The sequence below is a fragment of the Paenibacillus sp. MER 99-2 genome (assembly GCF_023714095.1).
Classification (GTDB): Bacteria; Bacillota; Bacilli; order Paenibacillales; family Paenibacillaceae; genus Paenibacillus.
This window is the reverse complement of record NZ_JAMAUZ010000002.1, coordinates 127,439-150,415: the sequence shown is the minus strand read 5'-3', so window position 1 is coordinate 150,415 and position 22,977 is coordinate 127,439. Positions and strand designations below refer to the sequence as shown.

21 protein-coding genes and 1 riboswitch are annotated in these 22,977 nt (G+C 46.8%); of the genes, 5 read left to right on the top strand and 16 right to left on the bottom strand.

Features of this window, described 5'->3' with window-relative positions:
* Nucleotides 1–221: 221 nt before the first annotated feature.
* Entirely contained in the window at nt 222–1,316 is a 1,095-nt protein-coding gene (locus M3636_RS11490) for a M24 family metallopeptidase (protein WP_128100821.1), read from the top strand.
* A gap of 219 nt (nt 1,317–1,535) precedes the next feature.
* Here the strand turns inward: M3636_RS11490 and M3636_RS11485 are convergent, their stop codons facing one another.
* The gene (locus tag M3636_RS11485; RefSeq protein WP_251382605.1) at nt 1,536–2,219 is read right to left on the bottom strand and encodes a queuosine precursor transporter; all 684 of its coding nucleotides are present in this window, start codon (nt 2,217–2,219) and stop codon (nt 1,536–1,538) included.
* A gap of 320 nt (nt 2,220–2,539) precedes the next feature.
* Nucleotides 2,540–3,937: an L-cystine transporter gene (locus M3636_RS11480; RefSeq protein ID WP_251382604.1), complete on the bottom strand. Its 1,398-nt coding sequence runs from the start codon at nt 3,935–3,937 to the stop codon at nt 2,540–2,542.
* 335 nt (nt 3,938–4,272) lie between these two features.
* Here M3636_RS11480 and M3636_RS11475 point away from each other — a divergent pair, with 335 nt between their 5' ends.
* On the top strand, nt 4,273–5,973 hold the full coding sequence (locus M3636_RS11475) for a methyl-accepting chemotaxis protein (RefSeq protein ID WP_251382603.1): 1,701 nt from the start codon (nt 4,273–4,275) through the stop codon (nt 5,971–5,973).
* A 210-nt stretch (nt 5,974–6,183) separates the two neighbouring features.
* Here M3636_RS11475 and M3636_RS11470 read toward each other — a convergent pair whose 3' ends face one another.
* The 11 genes from M3636_RS11470 to cobD all read right to left on the bottom strand — a co-directional run bounded on the left by M3636_RS11470 (nt 6,184) and on the right by cobD (nt 17,721).
* Nucleotides 6,184–7,746 (bottom strand): cobyric acid synthase, encoded by a 1,563-nt coding sequence (locus M3636_RS11470; protein WP_251383055.1) that lies wholly within the window; start codon nt 7,744–7,746, stop codon nt 6,184–6,186.
* Between the two features lie 254 nt (nt 7,747–8,000).
* Nucleotides 8,001–8,897, bottom strand: a complete 897-nt coding sequence (gene cobS, locus M3636_RS11465) for an adenosylcobinamide-GDP ribazoletransferase (RefSeq protein WP_251382602.1) — start codon at nt 8,895–8,897, stop codon at nt 8,001–8,003.
* The gene (gene cobU, locus M3636_RS11460) at nt 8,894–9,454 is read right to left on the bottom strand and encodes a bifunctional adenosylcobinamide kinase/adenosylcobinamide-phosphate guanylyltransferase (protein ID WP_251382601.1); all 561 of its coding nucleotides are present in this window, start codon (nt 9,452–9,454) and stop codon (nt 8,894–8,896) included. The genes cobS and cobU overlap by 4 nt, the downstream gene beginning before the upstream one ends.
* Nucleotides 9,451–10,533, bottom strand: coding sequence for a nicotinate-nucleotide--dimethylbenzimidazole phosphoribosyltransferase (gene cobT, locus M3636_RS11455; RefSeq protein WP_251382600.1), 1,083 nt, complete (start codon nt 10,531–10,533; stop codon nt 9,451–9,453). The genes cobU and cobT overlap by 4 nt, the downstream gene beginning before the upstream one ends.
* Nucleotides 10,534–10,576: 43 nt before the next feature.
* The gene (locus M3636_RS11450) at nt 10,577–11,476 is read right to left on the bottom strand and encodes an ABC transporter ATP-binding protein (RefSeq protein WP_251382599.1); all 900 of its coding nucleotides are present in this window, start codon (nt 11,474–11,476) and stop codon (nt 10,577–10,579) included.
* Nucleotides 11,473–12,519 carry a FecCD family ABC transporter permease gene (locus tag M3636_RS11445; RefSeq protein ID WP_128100814.1) on the bottom strand — a complete coding sequence of 349 codons (1,047 nt, stop codon included), beginning with the start codon at nt 12,517–12,519 and terminating at the stop codon, nt 11,473–11,475. Before M3636_RS11445 ends, M3636_RS11450 begins: the two co-directional genes overlap by 4 nt.
* Nucleotides 12,516–13,523, bottom strand: coding sequence for an ABC transporter substrate-binding protein (locus M3636_RS11440; protein WP_483311516.1), 1,008 nt, complete (start codon nt 13,521–13,523; stop codon nt 12,516–12,518). The genes M3636_RS11445 and M3636_RS11440 overlap by 4 nt, the downstream gene beginning before the upstream one ends.
* A gap of 266 nt (nt 13,524–13,789) precedes the next feature.
* Nucleotides 13,790–13,943: riboswitch (cobalamin riboswitch) on the bottom strand.
* A 159-nt stretch (nt 13,944–14,102) separates the two neighbouring features.
* Nucleotides 14,103–14,747, bottom strand: a complete 645-nt coding sequence (locus M3636_RS11435) for a histidine phosphatase family protein (RefSeq protein WP_251382597.1) — start codon at nt 14,745–14,747, stop codon at nt 14,103–14,105.
* Nucleotides 14,741–15,718, bottom strand: a complete 978-nt coding sequence (gene cbiB / locus M3636_RS11430; protein WP_251383054.1) for an adenosylcobinamide-phosphate synthase CbiB — start codon at nt 15,716–15,718, stop codon at nt 14,741–14,743. Before cbiB ends, M3636_RS11435 begins: the two co-directional genes overlap by 7 nt.
* A 37-nt stretch (nt 15,719–15,755) precedes the next feature.
* Nucleotides 15,756–16,568 (bottom strand): adenosylcobinamide amidohydrolase, encoded by an 813-nt coding sequence (locus tag M3636_RS11425; protein ID WP_251382596.1) that lies wholly within the window; start codon nt 16,566–16,568, stop codon nt 15,756–15,758.
* Nucleotides 16,549–17,721 carry a threonine-phosphate decarboxylase CobD gene (cobD, locus tag M3636_RS11420; RefSeq protein ID WP_251383053.1) on the bottom strand — a complete coding sequence of 391 codons (1,173 nt, stop codon included), beginning with the start codon at nt 17,719–17,721 and terminating at the stop codon, nt 16,549–16,551. Before cobD ends, M3636_RS11425 begins: the two co-directional genes overlap by 20 nt.
* Before the next feature lie 258 nt (nt 17,722–17,979).
* Here cobD and lplA point away from each other — a divergent pair, with 258 nt between their 5' ends.
* The 3 genes from lplA to M3636_RS11405 all read left to right on the top strand — a co-directional run bounded on the left by lplA (nt 17,980) and on the right by M3636_RS11405 (nt 20,570).
* Nucleotides 17,980–18,981 (top strand): lipoate--protein ligase, encoded by a 1,002-nt coding sequence (gene lplA / locus M3636_RS11415; RefSeq protein WP_251382595.1) that lies wholly within the window; start codon nt 17,980–17,982, stop codon nt 18,979–18,981.
* 280 nt (nt 18,982–19,261) lie between these two features.
* Complete coding sequence (locus M3636_RS11410; RefSeq protein WP_128100809.1) at nt 19,262–20,065, top strand: Cof-type HAD-IIB family hydrolase; 804 nt, start codon at nt 19,262–19,264, stop codon at nt 20,063–20,065.
* 169 nt (nt 20,066–20,234) lie between these two features.
* Entirely contained in the window at nt 20,235–20,570 is a 336-nt protein-coding gene (locus M3636_RS11405; RefSeq protein WP_251382594.1) for a DUF3139 domain-containing protein, read from the top strand.
* Here M3636_RS11405 and M3636_RS11400 read toward each other — a convergent pair.
* The 3 genes from M3636_RS11400 to M3636_RS11390 all read right to left on the bottom strand — a co-directional run bounded on the left by M3636_RS11400 (nt 20,536) and on the right by M3636_RS11390 (nt 22,965).
* The gene (locus M3636_RS11400; RefSeq protein ID WP_251382593.1) at nt 20,536–21,411 is read right to left on the bottom strand and encodes a carbon-nitrogen hydrolase family protein; all 876 of its coding nucleotides are present in this window, start codon (nt 21,409–21,411) and stop codon (nt 20,536–20,538) included. The two genes, M3636_RS11405 and M3636_RS11400, sit on opposite strands and share 35 nt — an antisense overlap.
* A 274-nt stretch (nt 21,412–21,685) precedes the next feature.
* Complete coding sequence (locus tag M3636_RS11395) at nt 21,686–21,991, bottom strand: hypothetical protein (protein WP_251382592.1); 306 nt, start codon at nt 21,989–21,991, stop codon at nt 21,686–21,688.
* A 50-nt stretch (nt 21,992–22,041) separates the two neighbouring features.
* Nucleotides 22,042–22,965, bottom strand: a complete 924-nt coding sequence (locus M3636_RS11390; protein WP_251382591.1) for a DMT family transporter — start codon at nt 22,963–22,965, stop codon at nt 22,042–22,044.
* Between the last annotated feature and the right edge of the window lie 12 nt (nt 22,966–22,977).

The window sequence follows — 22,977 nt, the reverse complement described above, 5'->3', positions numbered from 1 at the left end:
TACGACGTCAGATACAATAAGGTTTCGCCCTGTATTACCCGTTACCCGCCCCACTATTTACTCAAACGGAAAAACCATTCTAATTCTCATTATTTTAGAGGTAGCCGCATTTCCTTACTTTCTTCTATATAAATACTCTCATATACGCACGCCTATGGAATTGGGAAGATTTATTTTATAATAGAATGGATGATATAGATAATTGAAAGGTGGACATACCCATGACGAACCAAACACCATTATCCCGCTTAGAAGCTAGCCTCTCTGTGCAAGGACTGGATGCCACACTGATCACAGATCCTAAACATATCTACTACTTAACAGGATTCGCAAGCAATCCACATGAACGTTTCCTTGGACTCGTGCTCGCACGCGGCGAAGAACCTCTTCTGATTGTACCTGCGCTAGACGCCGATGCCGCAGCTGCTGCTTCCTCCGTCTCCAACATCGCAACACATACCGATACAGACAATCCATACGCGCTATTTGAGCGTTACCAAGGACGTCTTGGACGAATTGGTTTGGAAAAGGAATACGTTACCGTCGCACGTTATGAGCAGTTAACCGCTGCTTTGGGTGGTACCCATTATGAAGATGTTGGCCCTCTGCTGCGCTCCCTACGCGTGAAGAAAACACCAGATGAGATCGCTCGCATTCGTCATGCTATTCATCTGATTGAGGAAGTTCTGCGCCAAGGGCTTTCCCACGTTCGTACCGGTGTAACCGAGATTGAACTCGTTGCCGAAATGGAATATCAGATGAAGAAACTGGGTGCAGACGGCCCTTCCTTCGACACGATGGTGCTCACTGGACCACAAACGGGATTGCCCCACGGTACCCCGGGTGAACGCAAGCTTCAACATGGTGATCTGTTGATGTTTGATATGGGCGTATATGCTGGTGGGTATGCTTCCGATATTACACGTACGTTTGCATTTGGAGACATCTCTCCTGAGCTGCGCACGATCTATAATACGGTACTGGCAGCCAATGAAGCAGCCATTCGAGCAGTCAAGCCTGGCGTAACCTGTGCAGAGATTGACCGTGCTGCACGCCAAGTTACAGAAGATGCTGGCTACGGTGAACGCTTCATGCACCGCGTCGGTCATGGGCTCGGCATTGATGTTCATGAATATCCGTCATTACATGGTCAGAATACAGATCTCTTGCAAGAAGGGACCGTATTCACCATCGAACCGGGCATTTATGTAACTGGAGCTGGCGGCGTGCGTATTGAGGATGATGTACTCGTAACAGAAACGGGTGTAGAAGTACTGACTTCATATCCTAAAGAACTGCAAATTTTGACTGACTAAGGTTTGTCTTTCATCTAAACATCGCAGCAATCCGGGCAGTTCAATCACACACTCTACGTCACTTCATCTTCATCATATAGTAAGGTTGGATCGCCACCTATAATGCAAAATGTCCCGCAAGTCCATGATGACATGACTCTGCGGGACATTTTTAGTTTCGTCTATGAATATTCACTCATTTACTTCTGGTAACCATCTGCACGTAGATTGTCTTCGAATTTAAGACTCATCCTTAAATTTAAAATTACGCGCAGCATACAGGAAAGGTGTTCCCACTGCAGTCAGTACAAATTTAATCACATAGGTCGTTAGGAAAATCTCAATCCACACATCCCATGGATAAATGAATGCAAAGGCAATCGCAGTGAACACTAGCGTATCCACAAATGAACTGATAATCGAGCTTCCGTTCGTACGAATCCACAGTTGATTACGACCAGGTGTGATTTTGCGTAACCAAGAGTACAGGCGCACATCCAGGAATTGACTAATAAAGTACGCTGACAGGCTTCCCAGTGCAAGACGTGGCAACAGACCAAATAATTTCTCCATCGGCTCCTGAGCAAAGTCTGTAGACGCTGGGTCAAAGTACAACACCATCTGCATGAGTACCGTGGTCATAATTAACGTAAAGAAACCGAACCATACAGCTTTTCGCGCTTCTCCTGAACCGTACTTCTCATTAAGCAAGTCACTGGTAAGGTATAGACTTACGTACATCGTATTGCCTAGAGTCAACACAATCCCCATAATATCTATCGTTTTGGTCACCTGAATGTTGGCAATAACCGTTGCCACACCAATCCAGGCATATAGACCTTTTTTACCGAACAAGCGATAACACAACAAAAAGAAACCATAAGTGACGAGAACGAACAACGCTCCCCACCCTAAATTAAACATAAATACATACACTGCCTTCCTAGTTTTGATTACGCGGGATGGTTACGAACCGCGGTCTGGCACAGAGCCAAAACATGATTACTCTATCATATTTCCCGTCTATTGAACAGCACTATATTATACGAAGGCTACTAGGCTAAAAATGAACCCATTGTGCGCCTGCTGGCATAATGCACCTTCCATAAAAATTCAAATCAAAAAACCGCCCTCCGGATGATCCGAAGAACGGTTAATCGTAAACTACAATTGAGATGCTACAGGCGAGCTATCATTGAAGAGCTATAACAGCGATTCATTCAATAAAAACCTGAAAATAGAGATTATGCCTGAGCGGCACCATCCAGATCAGGAGTCGGGTTGCTGAAGGTATCCTGATCATTCTCTTTCAACAATTTACTGGAAACGAGACCTGAAGTCATTGAACCATTAACGTTAAGTGCCGTACGACCCATGTCGATAAGCGGTTCAACGGAGATCAACAAGCCTGCCAGAGCAACTGGCAGATTCATCGTGGACAACACGATCAGGGAAGCGAAGGTTGCCCCGCCACCTACACCGGCTACGCCGAATGAACTGATCATGACCACAAGGATCAGGGTAATAATGAAGTCCCAGCTAAGCGGATCGATGCCGACCGTAGGAGCAATCATAACCGCGAGCATGGCCGGATATATCCCGGCGCAGCCGTTTTGACCAATTGTAGCCCCGAAGCTTGCCGACAGATTCGCAATACCATCGGAGACGCCCAACTTCTTCGTCTGTGTCTCTACATTAAGCGGGATAGCCGCTGCACTGGAACGGGAAGTAAATGCAAATACCAGTGTTGGCAGAACCTTCTTCACATAAGTGATTGGGTTGAAACCAAACAGAGCAATAATAATTAAATGAATAATGAACATCACGAACAACGCAACATAGGACGCAATAACAAATTTAATGAGCTTCAATATCTCATCCGGATTCGTTGTCGCTGTGACCTTCGTAATCAACGCCAAAATACCGTACGGCGTCAACCGTAGCACCAGCGTAACAATCCGCATAACTACGGCATACACCGCATTCACCATTCCACGGAACGTTTCAGCCTGCTGTGGTTTTTTGCGATCCAAGCCAAGTACCGCTACTCCGATAAATGCAGAGAAAATAACAACCGCCAGTGTAGATGTACGACGTTCACCTGTCATATCTGCGAATGGGTTAGATGGAATGAATTCCAATACCTGCTGCGGAATCGTCTGATCTTTCACATCGACGAGACGTTCCTCCATCCGTTGACCTTGTGCAAGCTCCCGATCTCCTCCCTCAATCTCAATGGAAGTCAGATTAAAGCTCAAGCTTGTTACGATACTCACACTTGCAGCGATTGCAGTTGTAATAAGAAGAATGGCAATGATGGATAGACTCATCTTACCTAGATTTTGTTTCCCCTTCAGATTCATGATTGCCGAAATGATCGACACCATGATTAAAGGAATAACGACCATTTGTAGCAAACGAACATAGCCTGAACCGGCAAGGTTAAACCAATCGACTGACTTGGTAATAATATCAGAACCCGATGAATAGAGCAGTTGAAGCACAACGCCGTAAACGACCCCGATGCCCAAACCTGTAAACACACGTTTCGTAAATGAGATGTGTTTCTTCTGCATCCAGAACAGGACACCTAGAAGAATGAGCATAACTACGACGTTCAAAATAATTAAAAATGTATCCACTACTGTAAATCCTCCTCTTAAATGTGCTTGCCGAAACCTCCGGCTTTCTATTTACTTATATTGTATTGAACAATATAACACATAACAAACTATTCCGGTAGGCATTAATTTATTTTGCGTAATATGTATGTAATGTAATTGCGCATTTCTGAAAAAAACTGAGTGATTTATGAAATTTGTTGTATTCAACCTCAGGTTAATTATGTAATATAGGTATATCCGCTTATTCCCAAGTTTTCTCAATATAAAAAATAGGTCTTTCTTCGTTGATAGATAGGACTGATGAGTACGGAAGAGCGACTATGTTAATGAACATGACGTGAAAGGATGATTTTATGTTTCGTAATCGCACGGTCGCTGGCAAAATAAGAGGAATGCTGTTCCTCGTATTGCTAGTCGCATCCCTGTTGTTTAGTATCAGTTTTTATGCAGTATCGATGAATATTATTCAAAGTTATGTACTCCCGCAATTCGACAAGGTCTTAAACACGTCTATTCAGGATATATACAAAAACATCTCTTCGTCCAAAATTTCGCAAGTCGAAAGCGGTGGAGCCGGTTCCGATGGTGCTGCTCTAACGGTTGAATCCTATCTGGCTGAGAAAGCAAAGGAACATAGCTTGGATGCAGCTTACGTTGTTGCTCTTCAAGACGGAACTGCCAAAATCGTAATTGCCAACAATGCCTCAGGTATGAAGGCTGGAGAAGAAATTGCAGTTGAATCTGCAATGAATACAGCAATTGAAACGAAAGCATTAGCTATTAGTGAAGTTTATTCCGACGCTTTTGGCGTACATAAGGCTGCTTTTATACCTGTAGCAGGTAGTAATATGCTCATGGCGGTAAGCATGGATGCACAATTCATCCAGTCCAAGATTGCGCAAATTTTCTGGTTGTGCCTTGGTATTACTGCACTGACCTTTGTACTTGGATGGCTGATCTCAACGAGTATGATTAAGAGAGTTACCCGTCCAATTATTTCACTCGTACAACATAGTAAACAAATTTCACAGGGTGATCTAACGACCCAGCTTCAGATTAAAGGTCAAGACGAAATTGCTCAACTCGCTACAAGCTTCCAGACGATGACTCATAACCTCAAAGAAATGATTAGTCGTGTTCTCTCCACCTCGGATGAAGTGGTTGAAGGTTCGAATGATCTGCTGAATCGGGTTGAATCCATGTCCAGTATGGTTAAAAACTCCAGTCAATCTGCCGAAGAAGCCGAGAAAGGCAGTGTAAGCATTGCCACGAGTGCTGCTGAGAATGCAAGAGCTATGGAGGAAATCACCCAGGGAATCATGCATATCGCTTCTTCCTCTGCCGAAGTATCAGAGCAGATTGGAGAAGCTGCTAGTGAAGCCGTGAACGGTAATCGTTTGGCACAGAATGCGGTAGAACAGATGGAACGTGTAGGTCAGACCGCAAGTGAATCCTTGCGTTATGTGGAAACGATGAATGAACGCTCTATCGCCATCGGTACCATCGTAACTTCCATTTTCGAAATTACGAAACAGATCAATATGTTGTCGCTTAATGCATCCATCGAAGCTGCACGCGCTGGCGAACACGGCCGTGGATTCGCTGTCGTTGCGGGAGAAGTTCGCAAGCTCGCGGAGCAATCCAAAACGGCAACCGAGGAAATCTCGGATTATCTGAATACGATTCGCGAGGATGCTGAGCGTTCTGTTGATGCCATGAACCGGGTAACGCAAGAGATTGGCTCAGGTACTCATGTGGTTCAACAAGCAGGCTCTGCCTTCCAGCAATTGAACGAATTAATTCAGAACGTAAACCTGACCATCCAGACGGTATCAGCTTCCACGCAGCAGGTATCTGCTGGGGCAGAACAAGTAAGTGCCTCTGTTGAAGAGACTGCACAGATTACGTCCAAGTCCCGTCAGAGCATGCAAGAGATTGCCTCTACCGCAGATCTACAACTGAACGAGATGGATTCCCACTCTGGTACGGTTCGTCACTTGCATGAACAAGCAGTCGAGTTACAGGCTGCCATGAAGAAATTCAAAATTAACTAATCAAATGTAGCATTAACCCATCGTTCCCCTGTTTGAATCCACACAGAATGTAAAGGGAATGATCACAACCTTCAACTAGCTGCGCTCGAATTCGCAGCTAGATCGGAAAGTCCCCCATACAAGGCAATATTCCTTCATTAAGGATTACTGCCATATGGGGGACTTTTTTTGTGAATACTATTCCATTCACCTGTATGATTAAGTCACAGTCTATTGTGGAGTTTGCAGACCCATAATTTCATATATCCGCTCCAGATCCAGTGCAGAACGTAAGGATTCCGCTACCCGATCAAACTCCATCTCCTTACGTTCACGTGCACTGTATGTTTCAAGGAGAGGAGCAAGCCCTTTACTGTCCCGCAAACCGTTAAGCCAGGAACGCCGAAACTGATCACTTTCAAACAATCCATGTAGATACGTTCCCCATACCTTACCATCCTGAGTTCCCCAACCCTCATCAAACGATTGTCCCCCTGGATGACGTATTTCAAATAAAGCCGACACCCGCTCCGGTTCATGGCATTCCGTAACTCCCATATGAATCTCATAACCTTCAATAGGCAGCGGAGAGACTCGTTGGCCAGCCGAATGGGCTCCATGCACTTCCTGGTGTAAACGGATGGGATGTTCCATCTGTACCCAACCGGAAGCTCTAACCGTCTGTTTGTTCTGTAGGAAGGTCGTGGATAGTGGCAGCATGCCCATGCCTCTTGCCTCCTGAACCTGATTCGCCTCAACGGCAAAAGGATCTTGAAGATGCTGACCAAGCATCTGATAACCGCCGCAGATCCCCACGAGTTGCACATGCTCACGCTCGATATGACGGGCAATCGCTTGCTCCAAACCTGATTCACGCAAGAATTCCAGATCACCTATGGTGTCCTTTGTCCCGGGTAATAGGATTGCATCTGGTGAACCAAGCTCCTCTGGTGAAGTAACATACCTAATATTGACGTCGGGTTCACGAGACAATGCATCGAAGTCGGTAAAGTTCGAAATTCGCGGATACCGAATCACAGCAAGATCTAATTCCTGTTGCCCCGACTTACCATGACGCAGGGAATCCAAAACGACTGAATCTTCAGCTTCAATCTGTATATCTCTTATGTAAGGTAACACGCCGAGTACTGGAATTCCTGTCCGTTCTTCCAACCAATCCAGTCCTGGCTGCAATAGGGACAGATCGCCCCGGAATTTGTTAATAATGAACCCTTTTACACGCTGTACCTCATGTGGCTCCAACAACTCAAGCGTACCTACAATGGAGGCAAATACGCCGCCTCGATCAATATCAGAGATCAGAATAACCGGTGCATCTGCCCATCCAGCCAGGTTCATATTAACAATATCCCGATCCTTCAGATTAATCTCTGCAGGGCTGCCTGCACCTTCCATTAGCACGACATCATAAGTCGATCGTAGACGATCCAATGCTCCCATCACGGTCTGCTTCGCCTCAGGCAGAAAATGCTGCCGATAGTCTGACGCGCTCATCTGAGCAAAGGGTACGCCGTGCACAACAATCTGGGAGTGCATATCGCGCACAGGCTTAATGAGGATTGGATTCATGTCTGTCGTCGCCTCAATACCACAAGCTTCTGCCTGTGCTCCCTGCGCTCTACCAATTTCCTTGCCATCCACTGTGACGTAGGAATTCAGCGCCATATTCTGGGATTTGAAGGGTGCAGGTCTGAAGCCGTCCTGTTTGAATATCCGGCATAGAGCTGTCGTTATTACACTTTTCCCTACATCCGATGCGGTTCCTTGCAGCATTAAGACTGCCGCTGTTTTTTGTACAGACGCACTGTCCACGATTCATCCCCCAGTCACCGATTATATTTTATATCTATATATGTCGAACTAGAGAATATTCACACTTGCCACTACGATGACAGAATAACCTTCCGATCGCTGTTATCCCCAGATTTTTTTGATTCCTTTTTAAAAGGGAAAATCCGGGGATAAAGGCGAGCGCTCCGCTTCTTCATGTTATTTCTGTCCTCTCCGTTCTCGTGTAAATGTTTAGTTCAATTTATATAGAAAAACCCTTGTAATACACTAAGCACCGTAAGCAAGGCAGCTTCCAGCAGCTCATTCATTGCACCATAGGTATCTCCTGTTAATCCGCCTAGCCGTTCACTTATACGTCCAGCAATCCATCTACCTATGACGTAACAAGCGAGCGGAACAACAATTACAGCAAGCACAGGATATAACCACCACGACAGGGTCATTAGACTGTTCCCGATATGTAACCCCTCTACGACTGGCATCTCCGGCTGGAAAAGCATTCCGACTGCTAGTGTGATTACACCTATTAGAACAGTAATTCCAATGGCATTGCTCCGTGCACGCTGAACTTCTCGCCGTTCACCCAGCCCTTTAAACAAAACAGCTAATCCGTCATCACCTCGCGCATTCGGCCATGCAGAGATGGCATAGACCATGAACCAGCGACTCCAGATCATCGGTAAGATAAGTAATGCACCATACATCCAGTTAGCACGTGCGATAAAATCTGCAATGAGAGCCGCCTTCATCATTAACAGGAGAACGCAGGCAATCACTCCCATCGCACCCACGCGGCTATCCTTCATGATCTCTAACATTCGCTCACGAGAGCGGTAACTGAGCAGACCATCTGCTGTATCCATCCAGCCATCCAGATGTAACCCTCCGGTCAACCAAACCCATAGGGTCAGCGTTAACACTGCCGCTGGAAACGAGGGTAGAAGTACACCCGAAACACCCGCTCCAAGCCAAACAGTTAACCCTATTGCAGCACCGACAAGAGGATAATAAACCACGCTTTCACGTAGCAATGGGGGGACAAAATCAATCTGCATCTTAACCGGGAAACGTGACAAAAATTGAAAAGCTGCCGCCGCTGGTTGTTTTCTCCCATCGTTCGTGCGGTCACTCATAAACGGTACTCCTTGCTCTTCAATTCAATCGCAATCCCCACCGTAACTAGAAATACTTCCCCGCAAATCGCTGCAATCCGTTGATTCAATATGCCTGCAAGGTCACGGTATCTTCGTCCAAGAGCATATTCAGGAACGATGCCATCCCCTACTTCATTGGTTACAAGCACAAGTAGTCCCGGATATGACTTAACAGCCGATACGAGCGCATGTATATGTCCTTGTATGACATGCGCAGGATCATGTTCATGGGCAAGCAAAATATTGGTCAGCCATAATGTCAGACAATCCACCAATACTGTAGGAGCTGACATCCCAGTATGAGATGCTCCCATACGTGTGATCCATTCAGGCAATGCCAATGGTTCCTCTACCGTATGCCACAGGTATCCCGCTTCTTCACGTCCCTGCTGATGCATATCGATTCGCTCGCGCATCTCATCATCATAGGCTTGAGCTGTAGCCACATACCAAGCCTCTGAGGAGCGTTGCATGCATAGACGCTCAGCAAACGAGCTTTTGCCACTTCGCGCCCCTCCAGTTACAAGCACACTCATGAAGAAACCTCTCCTTGAGGCGAGCCATCGGATACACCCGCACTGGCAAAGGTCGCCATCTCGTTAAGAATACGGCAAGCCGCATCGATGAGATGAAGACTTAGCACGCCTCCTGTCCCTTCACCCAGTCGCATATTCAGATCAAGCATTGGCTTCAGATCCATCTCACGAAGCAGTGCTGCATGTCCACTTTCATCGGATGTATGGGAAGCAATCATATAAGCCGTGCTGGCTGGTGCAAGCTCTCTTGCAATCAATGCTGCGGCTGTTGAGATAAACCCATCAACCACCACTGGGCATCCATTCGCAGCAGCAGCAAGAATTACACCCGTTAATCCGGCAATTTCTAATCCGCCAACCTTACTGAGCACATCCAGCGCATCCTCCGCAAGGGGTGCATTCAGACTTAGAGCCTGGCTTACCACCGTTGCCTTGCGCTGTAACCCAACATCATCAATCCCCGTCCCGCGTCCAACAGCTGAAGCCGGTGATATTCCCGTTAGAGCACACATTACAGCAGCACTTGCCGTTGTATTGCCAATCCCCATCTCTCCAGTTACAAATATCTGCGTTCCTCGGTCGACTTCTGACGTGACCACTTCGGCGCCAACGAGGATCGCTTGGATTGCTTCATCCCGAGTCATCGCTGGGCCTTTCGCCATGTTAGCTGTGCCTTTGCGGACTTTGCGGGAGATGAGATCGGTGTGTTCTAGATCAGCATTCACTCCAATATCTACACAGAGCACATCTGCGCCAGCATGCCGGGCAAGCACGTTAACGGCCGCTCCACCCGCCAGAAAATTAAGAACCATCTGCGGTGTTACCTCAGCAGGGAATGCACTGACACCTTCGGCAACTACACCATGGTCTGCTGCCATCACGATCACCGCTCGACGTTCGAAGCAAGGACGACTCTGTCCTGTAATACCTGCTAGGCGAATAACGAGCTCCTCCAGTTTGCCAAGACTGCCTGGCGGCTTCGTGAGGATATCCACATGAGCTGCAGCTTCTGCCGCGACCTGCTCATGAGGATCTGTGATTCGACGTATTAACTGCTCCAACACCTGTTCATTACGCATACAACTAGCACTTCCTTCATCAATATGTGGGTATATACCCCGATCAATTCTTCGGCTCTTCATGCTCCCGGCGCAGCAGCAACTGGGGAATGCCATGATCTGGATGCTTCACCATCGCAGGGTTCACTTGGAAGATCTCTCGAATATGTTCCTCGGTCATCAGTGCATGAGGGGTTCCAGAGCCAGCAGTTTCGCCTTCTTTCAAAGCCAGAATATGATCACAAAACTGTGCAGCTAGGTTCAGATCATGCAACACTGCCACAATCGTAATTCGATTTCTTTGACGCCATGTCGATAATAACTCCATAAATTGCAACTGATAACGGATATCCAGAAACGTTGTGGGCTCGTCTAACAAAAGAATGCTCGGTTCCTGTGCCATCACTTTAGCAAGGGCTACCCGCTGACGTTGTCCTCCACTGAGCGCATCCAGAGGACGATCCGCAAGCTCGGACAGACCTAATTCCTCTAGCACACGATCAACGATCTTCTCGCCATCACCCGAATCACGACCAAGCCAGTTCTGATAGGGATAACGCCCCATTTCCACAACATCCCTTACCGGATATGAGATTGCAGGCAGTCCATCCTGCTGCAGAACAGCAATCATACGAGACAGATCCTTGCGGCTATACGAAGTGATATTCCTGCCATTCAGTTGAATACTGCCCTCACTAACCGACTCCGTGCCCGCCAATAGTTGCAGTAAGGTTGATTTGCCACTTCCGTTAGGACCTACAACACCCCACCAATCGCCTTCTGCGATCTGCCAACTCACACCATTTAACGCCTGATGCTGACCATACCGTTTACCTACTCCATCGACTTCAATCAAAGGTTTCCTTATACCACGCTGAGTATCGAAACTCGGATCTGCCCGTTCACCCGTATGGATAGGTTCATTCCGATTGGCATGCACCGTATAGTTCGTGTCTTTACTCATGGCATCATCCCTTTACGAAGCTTCTTGTTTCTGTGCAAAAGGTAGGCGAAGAACGGTGCACCCACAAATGCGGTGACAACGCCAAGTGGAATTTCAGTTGGTGCAAGTACTGTACGAGCGATCGTATCTGCCCACACCATGAAGATGGCTCCGCCAATTGCGGATAATGGAACCAGCAGACGATAGTCCGGCCCTACGATCAGCCTAAGAATATGTGGAATGACAAGGCCTACAAAACCGATGACACCTGACACCGATACGGCTCCTGCTGTGAGCAACGTGCCAACCGCTAACACTGATAGCTTCAATCTATCCACCTGAACTCCAATGTGAGCCGCCTGACGCTCTCCCAGAGCAAGCACATTCAACGAACGTGCACGACTCCAGAGGAAAATCAGACCAAGCAGAAAATATGGGAAAAGGATGGCCGTATACGACCACCCACGCAGTGCCAGACTTCCCATCGTCCAGTATATAATTTCATTAATCGTCTGTTTCGACATCGTCGATAGGAAGGAGACAACTGCCCCTAGGAAACTTTGCATGACCACGCCCGCCAGAATTAGGCTATGTGTTGGTATTTTTCGACCCTCACGAGCTAGTGCCAGCACGAACCATAGCGTCAACACGCCGGTTAGGAACGCAACCAAAGGCAAGGTCCAGATTCCGATTAATGCATATTGTAATCCGAAGAAAATCAGAAATGCTGCACCCACCGATGCACCAGATGATACGCCTAACGTAAACGGATCTGCAAGAGGGTTACGAAGCACCCCTTGGAAGCCAGCACCCGCTATTGCTAGAGAGGCGCCCACGAGCACGGCAAGCAGTACCCGCGGGAATCGCACCTTCCATATAATCTGTTCTGCTGCTGTGCTCCAATCGGGAGTAATCCAATCCCCGATCCACGGAATGTGATGCAGCAGAATACCTGCAATGTCACGGACAGGCAAGGATACTGAACCAATGCCCGTGCAGATCAGCACCGTCAACACCAGCAGTCCTATCCCAGCCGTCCCGTACACCGCTAGCTTTTTACTCATTGGAACAGATCAGGGTAGATCGCTTTAGCTACGGCTTTCAGACCTTCGGTTACCCGTGGTCCTGGACGGCTAAGTAGGTTGGCATCTAGACCGATAACCGCATCGTCTTTTACCGCAGTAATCTGATCCCAGCCGCTACGAGCTTTGATAATTTGATCCAGTGTTTTGGAATTCTCATCAATGACATCATTGGCATACAGAATTACATCTGGGTTCGCAGCAATGATATTTTCTTCATTAATTTCGTTCCAGCCTTGCAAATCAGAAGCAACGTTGTTTCCTCCAGCAAGTGTGATCAGCTCATCCATGAACTCACCTTTACCCACTGTCCAGCCCGGGGAAAATTCAACATATACGTTCTTCTTCTCTTCCGGTTTAACCGCCTTCACCGCTTCAGTAACATCTGTTACATCTTGTTTCATCTTCGCGATGAGCTCTTGTGCTTTTTCCTGTGTATCCGTAATTTGACCAAATGTTTCAATGTTGTTCGCTACATCGTCTACTGATTTTGGATCAGTCTTGAAAATAACAATCCCCAGGTCACGGAATTTCTTCACCGCTTCTTCATTCATGGAGATGCCTGTGAATACGATGTCTGCATCCGCTGCAATGATGGACTCTTCATTCGGTTTAGATACACCGCCCATTTTGGGCTTCGTTGTAGCTGCTTCAGGGTAATCATCAAAATCAGATACACCTACGATCTGCTCGTCCAATCCAAGGGCGAACAACGACTCTGTCTCCGCTGGAGATACAGATACAATTTTGGCTGGTGCCTTTTCAAACGTGAATGTCTCACCTGTTGCATCTGTAACGGTAATTGGATATTGTGTCTTGAGATCCGTTGTTGTCTGTTCTTGACTCTGTTCCTGTGCAGGTTGCTGTGATGCTCCTGACCCCTCATTCGTTGTTGCATTGCCACATCCAGCCAAAGCCAGTGCTAGTGCTGCTGCACTAAGCAGGGACGCTACGCTTTTCCAGTTCTTGATATTCATTCTGTTCATTCTCCCCTTCTCTATCTGTTCTATTGACCCTGTGTGTGCTCAAAAACTAAATGCTCATATCTTGATGTTCCTGTATAAGGTTGAACTTCAACATTTACACGTTATCGGAGAGTGAAGAACCCATATTGGAACAATAAAAATCCCCAATCCTTACAACAGGATCAGGGATAACGTCTCGCATATGGCGTGCTCTACGCATGATGAATCACCTGCGCTGTTCATACACAGAACACTGCCCGAAACGCTGTCCTTTCCTCGAAGGAACACCGGTCTATACGTCCAGGGCAGGTAACCTGACTTACAGGATTATTCCTGATTCACAGTGGCGGGACCGTGCCGGATTTACACCAGCTTCCCTATTTCATCCGTTTGCGTACGTACATGGTATGAATACACATAACCATGCAACTCCAATGCATACGGAACCCTTGGTCGCTTATGATCTAAACATTCAATTGAGCATATTAGTTGTATACGTATGGTTGAGCATCTAATCCTTGATTAGACCCATCAAACCCCTACGCATCGTCACACGTCTGTTGTGATTATAGGTTATATTGTACAACCTTACAAGCCGATTCAAGGAAATGCCATCTGGCTTCCTACCCATCCGCTCGCCCCGTAATCCAGCCTGACCTTAATGGCTTGGCCTGGAATAACCTGCGTACCCCAGAAGTTCAGATCAGGGATTAGGCGAGATATCGCATATCGGATCACACCGCCATGTGTCACGATACCAATCTGAGGTAGATCAACCTTTACTGGTTTGGACATTGCATCGTGCAACAAGCAAGTATCCAGAAAAGAATCAATCCTTGCAGTAAATGCCTGCCATGACTCCCCCTTCGGTGGTGTCACGCTCTGTGGATCATCAATCCAGTCTCGATATTGCTGAATGTGTTGGAGTTGATCATACGTCTTGCCCTCCCACTCCCCAAAATCAATCTCTCTGAGCCGTGCATCTAGCTGTGCCTGCTCCTGTTGCATAGGAGCGACATTTGTGAGGGTCTGCCGACAGCGCAGTAGGTCACTGGAGTAAAGCTTGCTCCAACAGAAGTTACGAAGCTGCTCCCTGAGCGGAGCAAGCTCTTGATTCGCTTCAGGCAGGAGACCGATATCCGTATGCCCAAGATATCTTTTTTCCTGATTCCACAACGTTGACCCATGACGGATAAAAATGAGATCAAGCGAATGCATTTCGTTTTCCTTATTCGATATCACCACAGTAATGTACCTCCAGCTAGCCAGATCCCGAGGGAAGCAAACACACACAGAATGACAAATGAACCTGCCGACCAGAACATGAGGCGGGTCGTTCTCACGATATCCTCTGCTCCCATTGAGCGAGTCGGTTCTCCCATATATGCACGAAAAGACGAGACACCATGATACACGTTATGCCCACCCAGTCTGATCCCCAGCGCACCTGCAACGGCTGACTCGGGAAAGCCGCTATTCGGGCTCGGATGCAATCTGGCATCTCGGGATACCATCTGTGCTGCTCTTCTTGCATCTAGCTTCATGATCCATGCTCCGCTAATCAATAATAAAGCCGTGATTCGAGCTGGAATCCAGTTAGCCCAATCATCCAAACGGGCGGATGCCCAGCCGAGATGTAGATATTTATCGTTTTTGTAACCGACCATGGAATCCAGTGTATTGACGGCTCGATATGCCATGGCAAGCGGCGCGCCGCCAATAAGGGCGTAGAACAAAGGAGATACGATTGCATCCACAATATTCTCAGCTACCGTCTCCACCGTTCCCCTTACGATCTCAGGTTCATCTAGATGCGCTGTATCACGTCCTACAATCATACCAAGAGCACGCCTCGCAGCGGGAAAATCTCCCTGAATGAGATGACGATATACGTCCATCCCTGCGTCCTTTAATCCTTTGGAAGCAATCGTTGTCGCAATCAATATGACCTCAGCGATCACCGCAACCACTGGATGAATAAGTGCAAGGAGATAGATCAGTCCCCAAGTCACGGCAAAAGAACCCCCTGCAATCAGGATTGGAAACCAGATTCCCGCTTTTTTGAGCCCTTGATTGGAAGTCACACGAGATCGTATGGTTCGCTCCAGTGCAGAAATGGCTTTCCCCATACCGATGACTGGATGAGGTATCCATCTCGGATCTCCGATACAACGATCTAATATGTATGCTGCGATGATAATCCAAGCCCCTGTCATCCCGATCCAGAATGACGAAGAAAACCATTGATTCAATTCAAGTATCATTTTTTGTTGTTCCTCCCGCCACATTGCACCAGCGCCCGGCCTGCAGACTTTCCGTAATCGTATCATAGACAAGTCTGCCAATGACCGACCCTAGAACGGTGGCCGTTCCTGCATAAGTCAAAAGCGGCCTCTGCTGATCCTGACTCACCGCGAGCACGATCGCATCTGTGGTGGTTCCAGTAGCCGTTAGACCATTCTCGGAATCGCTCACACCAGCATCAGCCAGAGCAGCAGCTTTCGCTTCTACTGCAGTCTGAATCGCATTCACCATGGCTCCATTCGTCAAACGACCGTTATACCACAACATCATATTAATGGTACCGGGTGTGTACGCTCCATCCAGTTTCTGGACAGCATCCGTTCGGTTCCCCATCGCATCAAATACCACTCTTGCTGAACCGGCGCGTGCAGCATTCGATACCCCTGCCGTCGTACAGCATAGAAGCCCAAAGTCGGGGCTCGCGTACTCTTGAATCGACGTATGTTCCAGACGCACGGCTGTCAGCAGACCGGTACACACATCCTCTCGTTCCTTCCACTCACGGAGTAGTCGCTGTATATCGCGCGGAGGATCATCACAGCGATAATGCTTATCTACATAAATATTAAATATACGATCCAGTTCAACCATGCCCCCGCCGTAAACTGCACTGGAGATCGCAGTAGCTACAGAGGGAATGCATGCTTTTACATGGCGTTCTTGTGCGCTAATTGTCAATCCCGGCCATATAGAAGAAGCATAGTCACCGGGATAACGATAGGTTTGTCTCCCCTTCGATTCCTCAAGAAATGGTAAGGTCATCGTTCGAGCCACCTTCCTTTACGTGAGAAATGTCCTGAAATTGACTCTGAGAGATGTGCTGAGGATTACTCTGAGCAATCACACTTTGCATCACGCTCAGCAAACGCCCATTGGCATCCGCATCCTTCACCGCAAACCGAACATGTCGTTCACCAAGCCCAGGATACATGGCACAGCTCCGAATGAGAATCCCCCGCTCTCCTAGTTCAGTCTGCATAGAGGCTGCTGACCACGGTTCCGGCAAACGAGCCAATATAAAGTTAGCTTCTCCGCGCGTCACCTGACAACCACATGCCTCCAGCCCCTCAGTCAATAGGTTCCGTTCACGAGAAACATAAGCCAGAGTTTCCTGTTCAAAGCTCTCCCCATCACGGAGGCAGGCTTCCCCCGCAATCAGCGCCAGCCCGTTAACACTCCAAGTGACTTGCTTCGCAGTCATGGCTTGTATTAGTTCAGGTCGTGCCATCGCATAACCTAGACGCAGTCCCGGAATCGCGTAAAACTTCGTCATTGAACGGATGATCATAACCTGCGGGTAATCACTTAATCGAGGTGCAAGGGACTGCCGCCTAGCTTCTGGTATAAAGTCCATGAACGCTTCATCAATCACTAGGATCGTGCCCGTTCTTTCTGCTGAGCGAGCCAGACGATGAAGCACTTCTACAGGATATTGAACTCCGTTGGGATTGTTGGGCTGCCCTAGAAACAATAGATCCACTTGATCCATGAGCCTCTCGATATCCGCTACCTCTGCTCGCCAGTCCATTTCTTCACGTCCGTACACATGAAGAACCTCAGCTCCAAATTGCTTAGCTAACGCACTATACTCCGAGAAGCCAGGCTCCACCGTACCTACAGTACGGGGCGCAAGACCCAGTAAGATCAACGCCATACTCTCCGCAGCACCATTTCCAACAGAGATCTGATCAGGCTGTACACCAAGATACTCGCTAAGTCTTGCTTTGAAGGCTCTGTGCCCTGGATCAGGGTAACGCAAGATGGTTTGTAAGCCCTGTTGCAGTGCATGTAATACGTTCTGAGGTGGCCCCATCGGGTTGATGTTTGCGCTAAAATCGAGAAAGTCGGCCGGATTACCCCCGAAACGGGAAGCCGCTGTCTCCACATCGCCACCATGTCCGAATACTTCGATCATACCGGTCATTCTGTCCGTCATCCTTTCTGCATGTCCATTTTATTATGGAGTCGATCACAGGTTGGGGTCAATCTTGTTTTGTCTATGCTTGGCTGAAATCGTAGACTTGTCTAATTTCTTTGTGTCATTAGGGCAATTCGTTTACAATAGAGAAGGAATTTCAGTTTCATGAACGTCAGTTCGATGAATCTAATTTCTACGAATCAAACACTACATAAGGGATCACTATCCCTCACATACATTAATGGAGGAATGACCATGTTGTTTGTTGATAACCAGGGCATCACAGATCCTTCCGTAAACCTCGCCATCGAGGAATACATTCTGAAGCATCTGCCGATGGATGACAGCTACCTGCTGTTCTACATCAACCGCCCATCCATTATTATTGGTAAGCACCAGAACACCATTGAAGAGATTAATATCGAATATGTTCAGGATAATGGAGTTCAGGTCGTACGCCGTTTATCCGGAGGTGGCGCAGTCTACCACGATCTGGGCAACCTCAATTTCAGCTTCATTACGAAGGATGACGGTCAGTCCTTCCACAACTTCCGCAAGTTCACTCAACCCGTAGTTGAGGCTCTGCAAGAGCTTGGAGTCAATGCCGAATTGACTGGGCGGAACGATCTGCAAGTCGGAGAAAAGAAAATTTCGGGTAATGCCCAGTTCTCCACACGTGGTCGCATGTTTAGCCATGGTACATTGATGTTTGATCTTAACCTGGATCATGTACAAGCATCACTGAACGTGAACCCTGAGAAATTCAAATCCAAAAGCACCAAGTCTGTACGCAGCCGGGTTGCTAACATTCGTGAACTGATGGACAGCAACATGACCATTGAGCAATTCCGCGACGAGTTGCTCCGTCATATCTTCCGTATGGAGCCGCAAGATGTGCCTCAATACGAACTCACCGAGAAAGATTGGGATAAGATCAAAGAAATCTCTGCTGAGCGTTATAGCAATTGGGATTGGAACTACGGGTTGTCTCCAGAAAGCAATGTGAAGCACACACGTAAATTCCCTGTCGGCATCATCGATCTGCGGATGAACATTAAAGATGGACGGATTGAAGATCTGAAAATCTTCGGTGACTTCTTCGGTGTGGGTGATGTAGCCGATATCGAGGATATGCTGCGTGGCAAACGTTACGAAGAATCCGAGGTGCGCACAGCACTGCAAGATTTGGATGTGAAGCATTACTTCGGCAACCTGGAGCTAGAGGACTTTATTGGCCTCATTTTCCTGGAAGAATAGACTTTCGTTCTTACTACACGATACACATAAGTTCAGCTAAACGTTTTATACGATAACGGAGAGGACAGAAATAACGTGAAGAAGCGAAGCGCTCGCCTGAAAGCTTTCTGCAAGAAAGCTGCATCGGAAGCATACGCTATCCCCGGATTTTCCCTTTAAGAAAGGGAATTCAAAAAAAATCTGGGGATAACAGCGATCGGAAGGTTGTTCTGTCATCGAAGTGGCCAGTATAAACATTCTTTAGTTGAACATACACAGATAAATAAAGGAGAGAAACGACATGACTTACAAACTAATCGCAATCGACATTGATGACACACTCATTAACGACAACAAAGAAGTAACACCTGCAACCCAAGCTGCTCTGGAGCAAGCCGTTGCACACGGTGCTGTAGTTACACTGGCAACTGGTCGTGCTTACGCTTCTGCACAGGCACTTGCTCGCCAAACGAAACTGAACGTGCCGATCATTACGTACCAAGGAGCTTTGGTGAAAAACTTGCTGGACGAGAACGTTCTGTATGAGCGCTATGTTCCACAGGAAGCTTCCCGCAAATTATATGACTACTGCTTGGAGCACAATCTTCACCTGCAAACGTATATTGACGATAAATTGTATGCCCGTGAAGAGAATGACAAATTGCGTGATTACGCGAAATTGAACGGCACACAGTACTATATCGAATCTGACTTCATCAAAGTGATTGAGCAACAAACACCCAAACTGCTTATTATCGACGAGCCAGATTATCTGGATAAGGTAGCGGTTGACCTGCGCGAGCTGCTTGGACCTGAAGTGCATATTACAAAATCTAAGCCTTACTTCCTTGAAATTATGCACCGTGAAGGAACAAAAGGACATGCCCTTACGTTCCTTGCTGATCATTTCGGCGTTGAGTTGTCTGAATGCATCGCCATCGGTGATTCTTGGAATGACCATGAGATGCTTGAAGCTGCCGGTCTTGGTGTGGCGATGGGTAATGCCATTCCAGCATTGAAAGAGATCGCAGACTACATCACACTTAGCAATAACGAAGATGGTGTGAAGCAGGTTATTGAGAAATTTGTACTGAATGCGGAGTAATGGACACGCTACTGTCCAACCGAAGCTATATTAAAGTTTGATTATGACATCACGAAAGAGCCCAGATTGCACTGAAGTGCAGCTTGGGCTCTTTCGTGTATAAGAAGCTTTTTTTATATGTAGCACGAGTCAATTTATATTGTATTATTTATCCTAAGGAGATGAGTCGATGAATATTAGCAAACCGAAACTCGTTCTGTCCCTACTTATCACATTAGTAGCGCTTGTCTCTCTGTACCTTTGGAATTTCCAACGAACAATGGAACTTAAAGTTGAAGCGTATTTACTCTCGTCCAAAGAATATGGTCACGAAGATATTCAACAAATCGATACCCATTTTGGTAAAGCACCACTCGTCAGCACAGAAGTTATTTTCAAGGATGAGCCTCTTGCTCGTTACTTCTACCAAGAGGAGAACGGACAAATCTATCAATATAGCAGCGCACCTGTAAAAGGCGTAGACCCGAATTTCACGTATCGGCATCTCGATCCAGTTCGCCCTTAATCGTTTGGAGCGAATAGGGTTGTTGATCTAACTCAAGAGAATCTGCAAGCATCATCTCACCATCTCTGGCTTGTTTAAGAAGTGCAGGATCTAAATCAGCAATCAACAATTCAGCTTGGTCTGGCGAGCCATCAACGATGTTATCCCCTAATGGATTCCAGACGCCGCTATGTCCGCACGTATCCCACACTCCGGTTCTACCAACATGATTACACATCGCAGTAAATATGGTGTTATCTAGTGCTCGGGCAGGAAACCATACGCGTAACTCCTTGTATCCCATTCCTTTGCTAAAGAGAGAGCTACCCATATATAAATGACAGCCCTGCTGTGCTAAACGACGCGAATGTTCAGGGAAGCCAGCATCATAACAAATGGCCATGCCAATATTCCAGCCTTTGAGATGAATGATGACCTGCTCATTATTGGTGGAAAACATGCTCTTCTCCGTTTGAAATAAATGCGACTTATCATAAACGCCCACTTCGTTTCCATGCGAATCTATGATGATGGAGGATATATACACTTCCTCTCCTTTTCTCACAGGCGTTCCAATAATCGCCCAAATTCCATATGTTTTGCATGCTTGACGCAGCTTTTCAATCCTTACGTCATTTATACACAGCGTATTGTCAGAGAGATTGGATTGTACGATTTCCGGGACATATCCCGTTAGAAATTTTTCTGGAAACATAATAAGATCTGCACGCTTTTCCCCAGCTTCTTCAATCATCTCATAAGCTCGATTAACGTTTTCCTGTATGTCCCCATCAACCGCAGAACATTGTGCTAACGCAATTCTTAGTTTTGCTGTAGGCAATACATCTAGCTGGGTATTCATCACATTCATTCCCTCCAATAATTTATTCTCATAACGACCAATAACTACAATCAACTACAATATGTTACCACCGCGTAATCAGAAAATATAGGTACGATGAGATAATTTTTCCAGCTCTCTTTTCTCCATCATCATCTATGCTAAATATAAAAAAACTCCCATCACGGGAAGTCGTAGACGTTCGTAATCTACACCCCCCTCTAATGAGAGTTAGCAACTATATTGCCCCAAGAAAAATCCAACGTAATCAAAGGGAACTGACTCTTGCTTTCGCTTATTGCGTTTTCCGAGTACCATACTGCTCATTAAATTCACGGTCTCGCTCACGTATTTCACTCATGACACCCTTCACAGAGAAGATCGATTTGGGCAAGAGCAAAAATACCCCGATCAAAAACAATACAATAGATACGATAAATGCGATCAAGCCTCCGCTATCATACATCGCTTGTAGATATTTCCCCCACTGCGTTGAATAGGTCATTACAGATGGGAGATACATCAACGTTGTGATATGCACGATCCCATATAAAATGATGCCTGCAAATACCAACGCTACACCTATTGCCTGCCTGTTCAAATCCGCTCACCTCGTTTGCTAAAAATCCACTCCTATTATTGTACACCAATTTATGGATTTTCGGCTAACGTATTGCTGTTTCTCCTACTTTTGAACCAACCCGTGACTTTGTCATTCATGAATAATAATCCAGACACAATAAGTACTACACCAATCCAAGTCATCCAGCTTACATGCTCATTATAGACAATGGCGCCAAGAACAACCGCAATCGGTGGTGAGATGTACAGCCAGGTTGCTGGGAACAACGGATTGGTTCGTGACATGATCCAATAGAACAGACTATGCCCTACCATCGAGCCAATGACCGTCAGATAGATCAATGAGGTAATGGCAGGTGTCCAGTTGATTACCGATATGTTCCATGACTCTGTGAAGGCTGACAATATGAATAGCAATAGTCCGCCATGCATCATCTGAACGGCATTAATTGCCACCGGGTCACTTTCCTTGAACTGGTTAATCACCTTTTTGGAATATAACGCTCCTGCTGAGTAACACACTTCCCCAATCAGAATCACGATACAGCCCCATAACCACAGTGGACTGCCCCCAATCGTGACACCAGGCATAACAACAAATATAACGCCGACAAAACCGATCAAACAGCCTGTAATGATCCGAGCAGACGTCTTCTGCCTTAACAAAACCGTTTGCATCACCATAATCATAATCGGACCCGTCGCTGATAAAATAGCACCTACACCCGAACTTACATATTGTTCAGCCCAATATAAAGCCGCAAACGTACCAAACGTGAGTCCTGCGCCGGTGAGCAGCATTTCTTTGCGCCACAACAAGGACAACTTGACCCGTCCCTTCATGAGCATCCAGGCAAACATCAGAGCACCTGCAATCATAAAGCGTATACCCGCGGACATAAATGGCGGCAGGCCTGCTTCAACTCCAATTTTAATCGCTAGAAACGTCGTTCCAAATACAAGACACATTATTGCAAATGCTGCTCCAATCATGCTAGCCCCTCC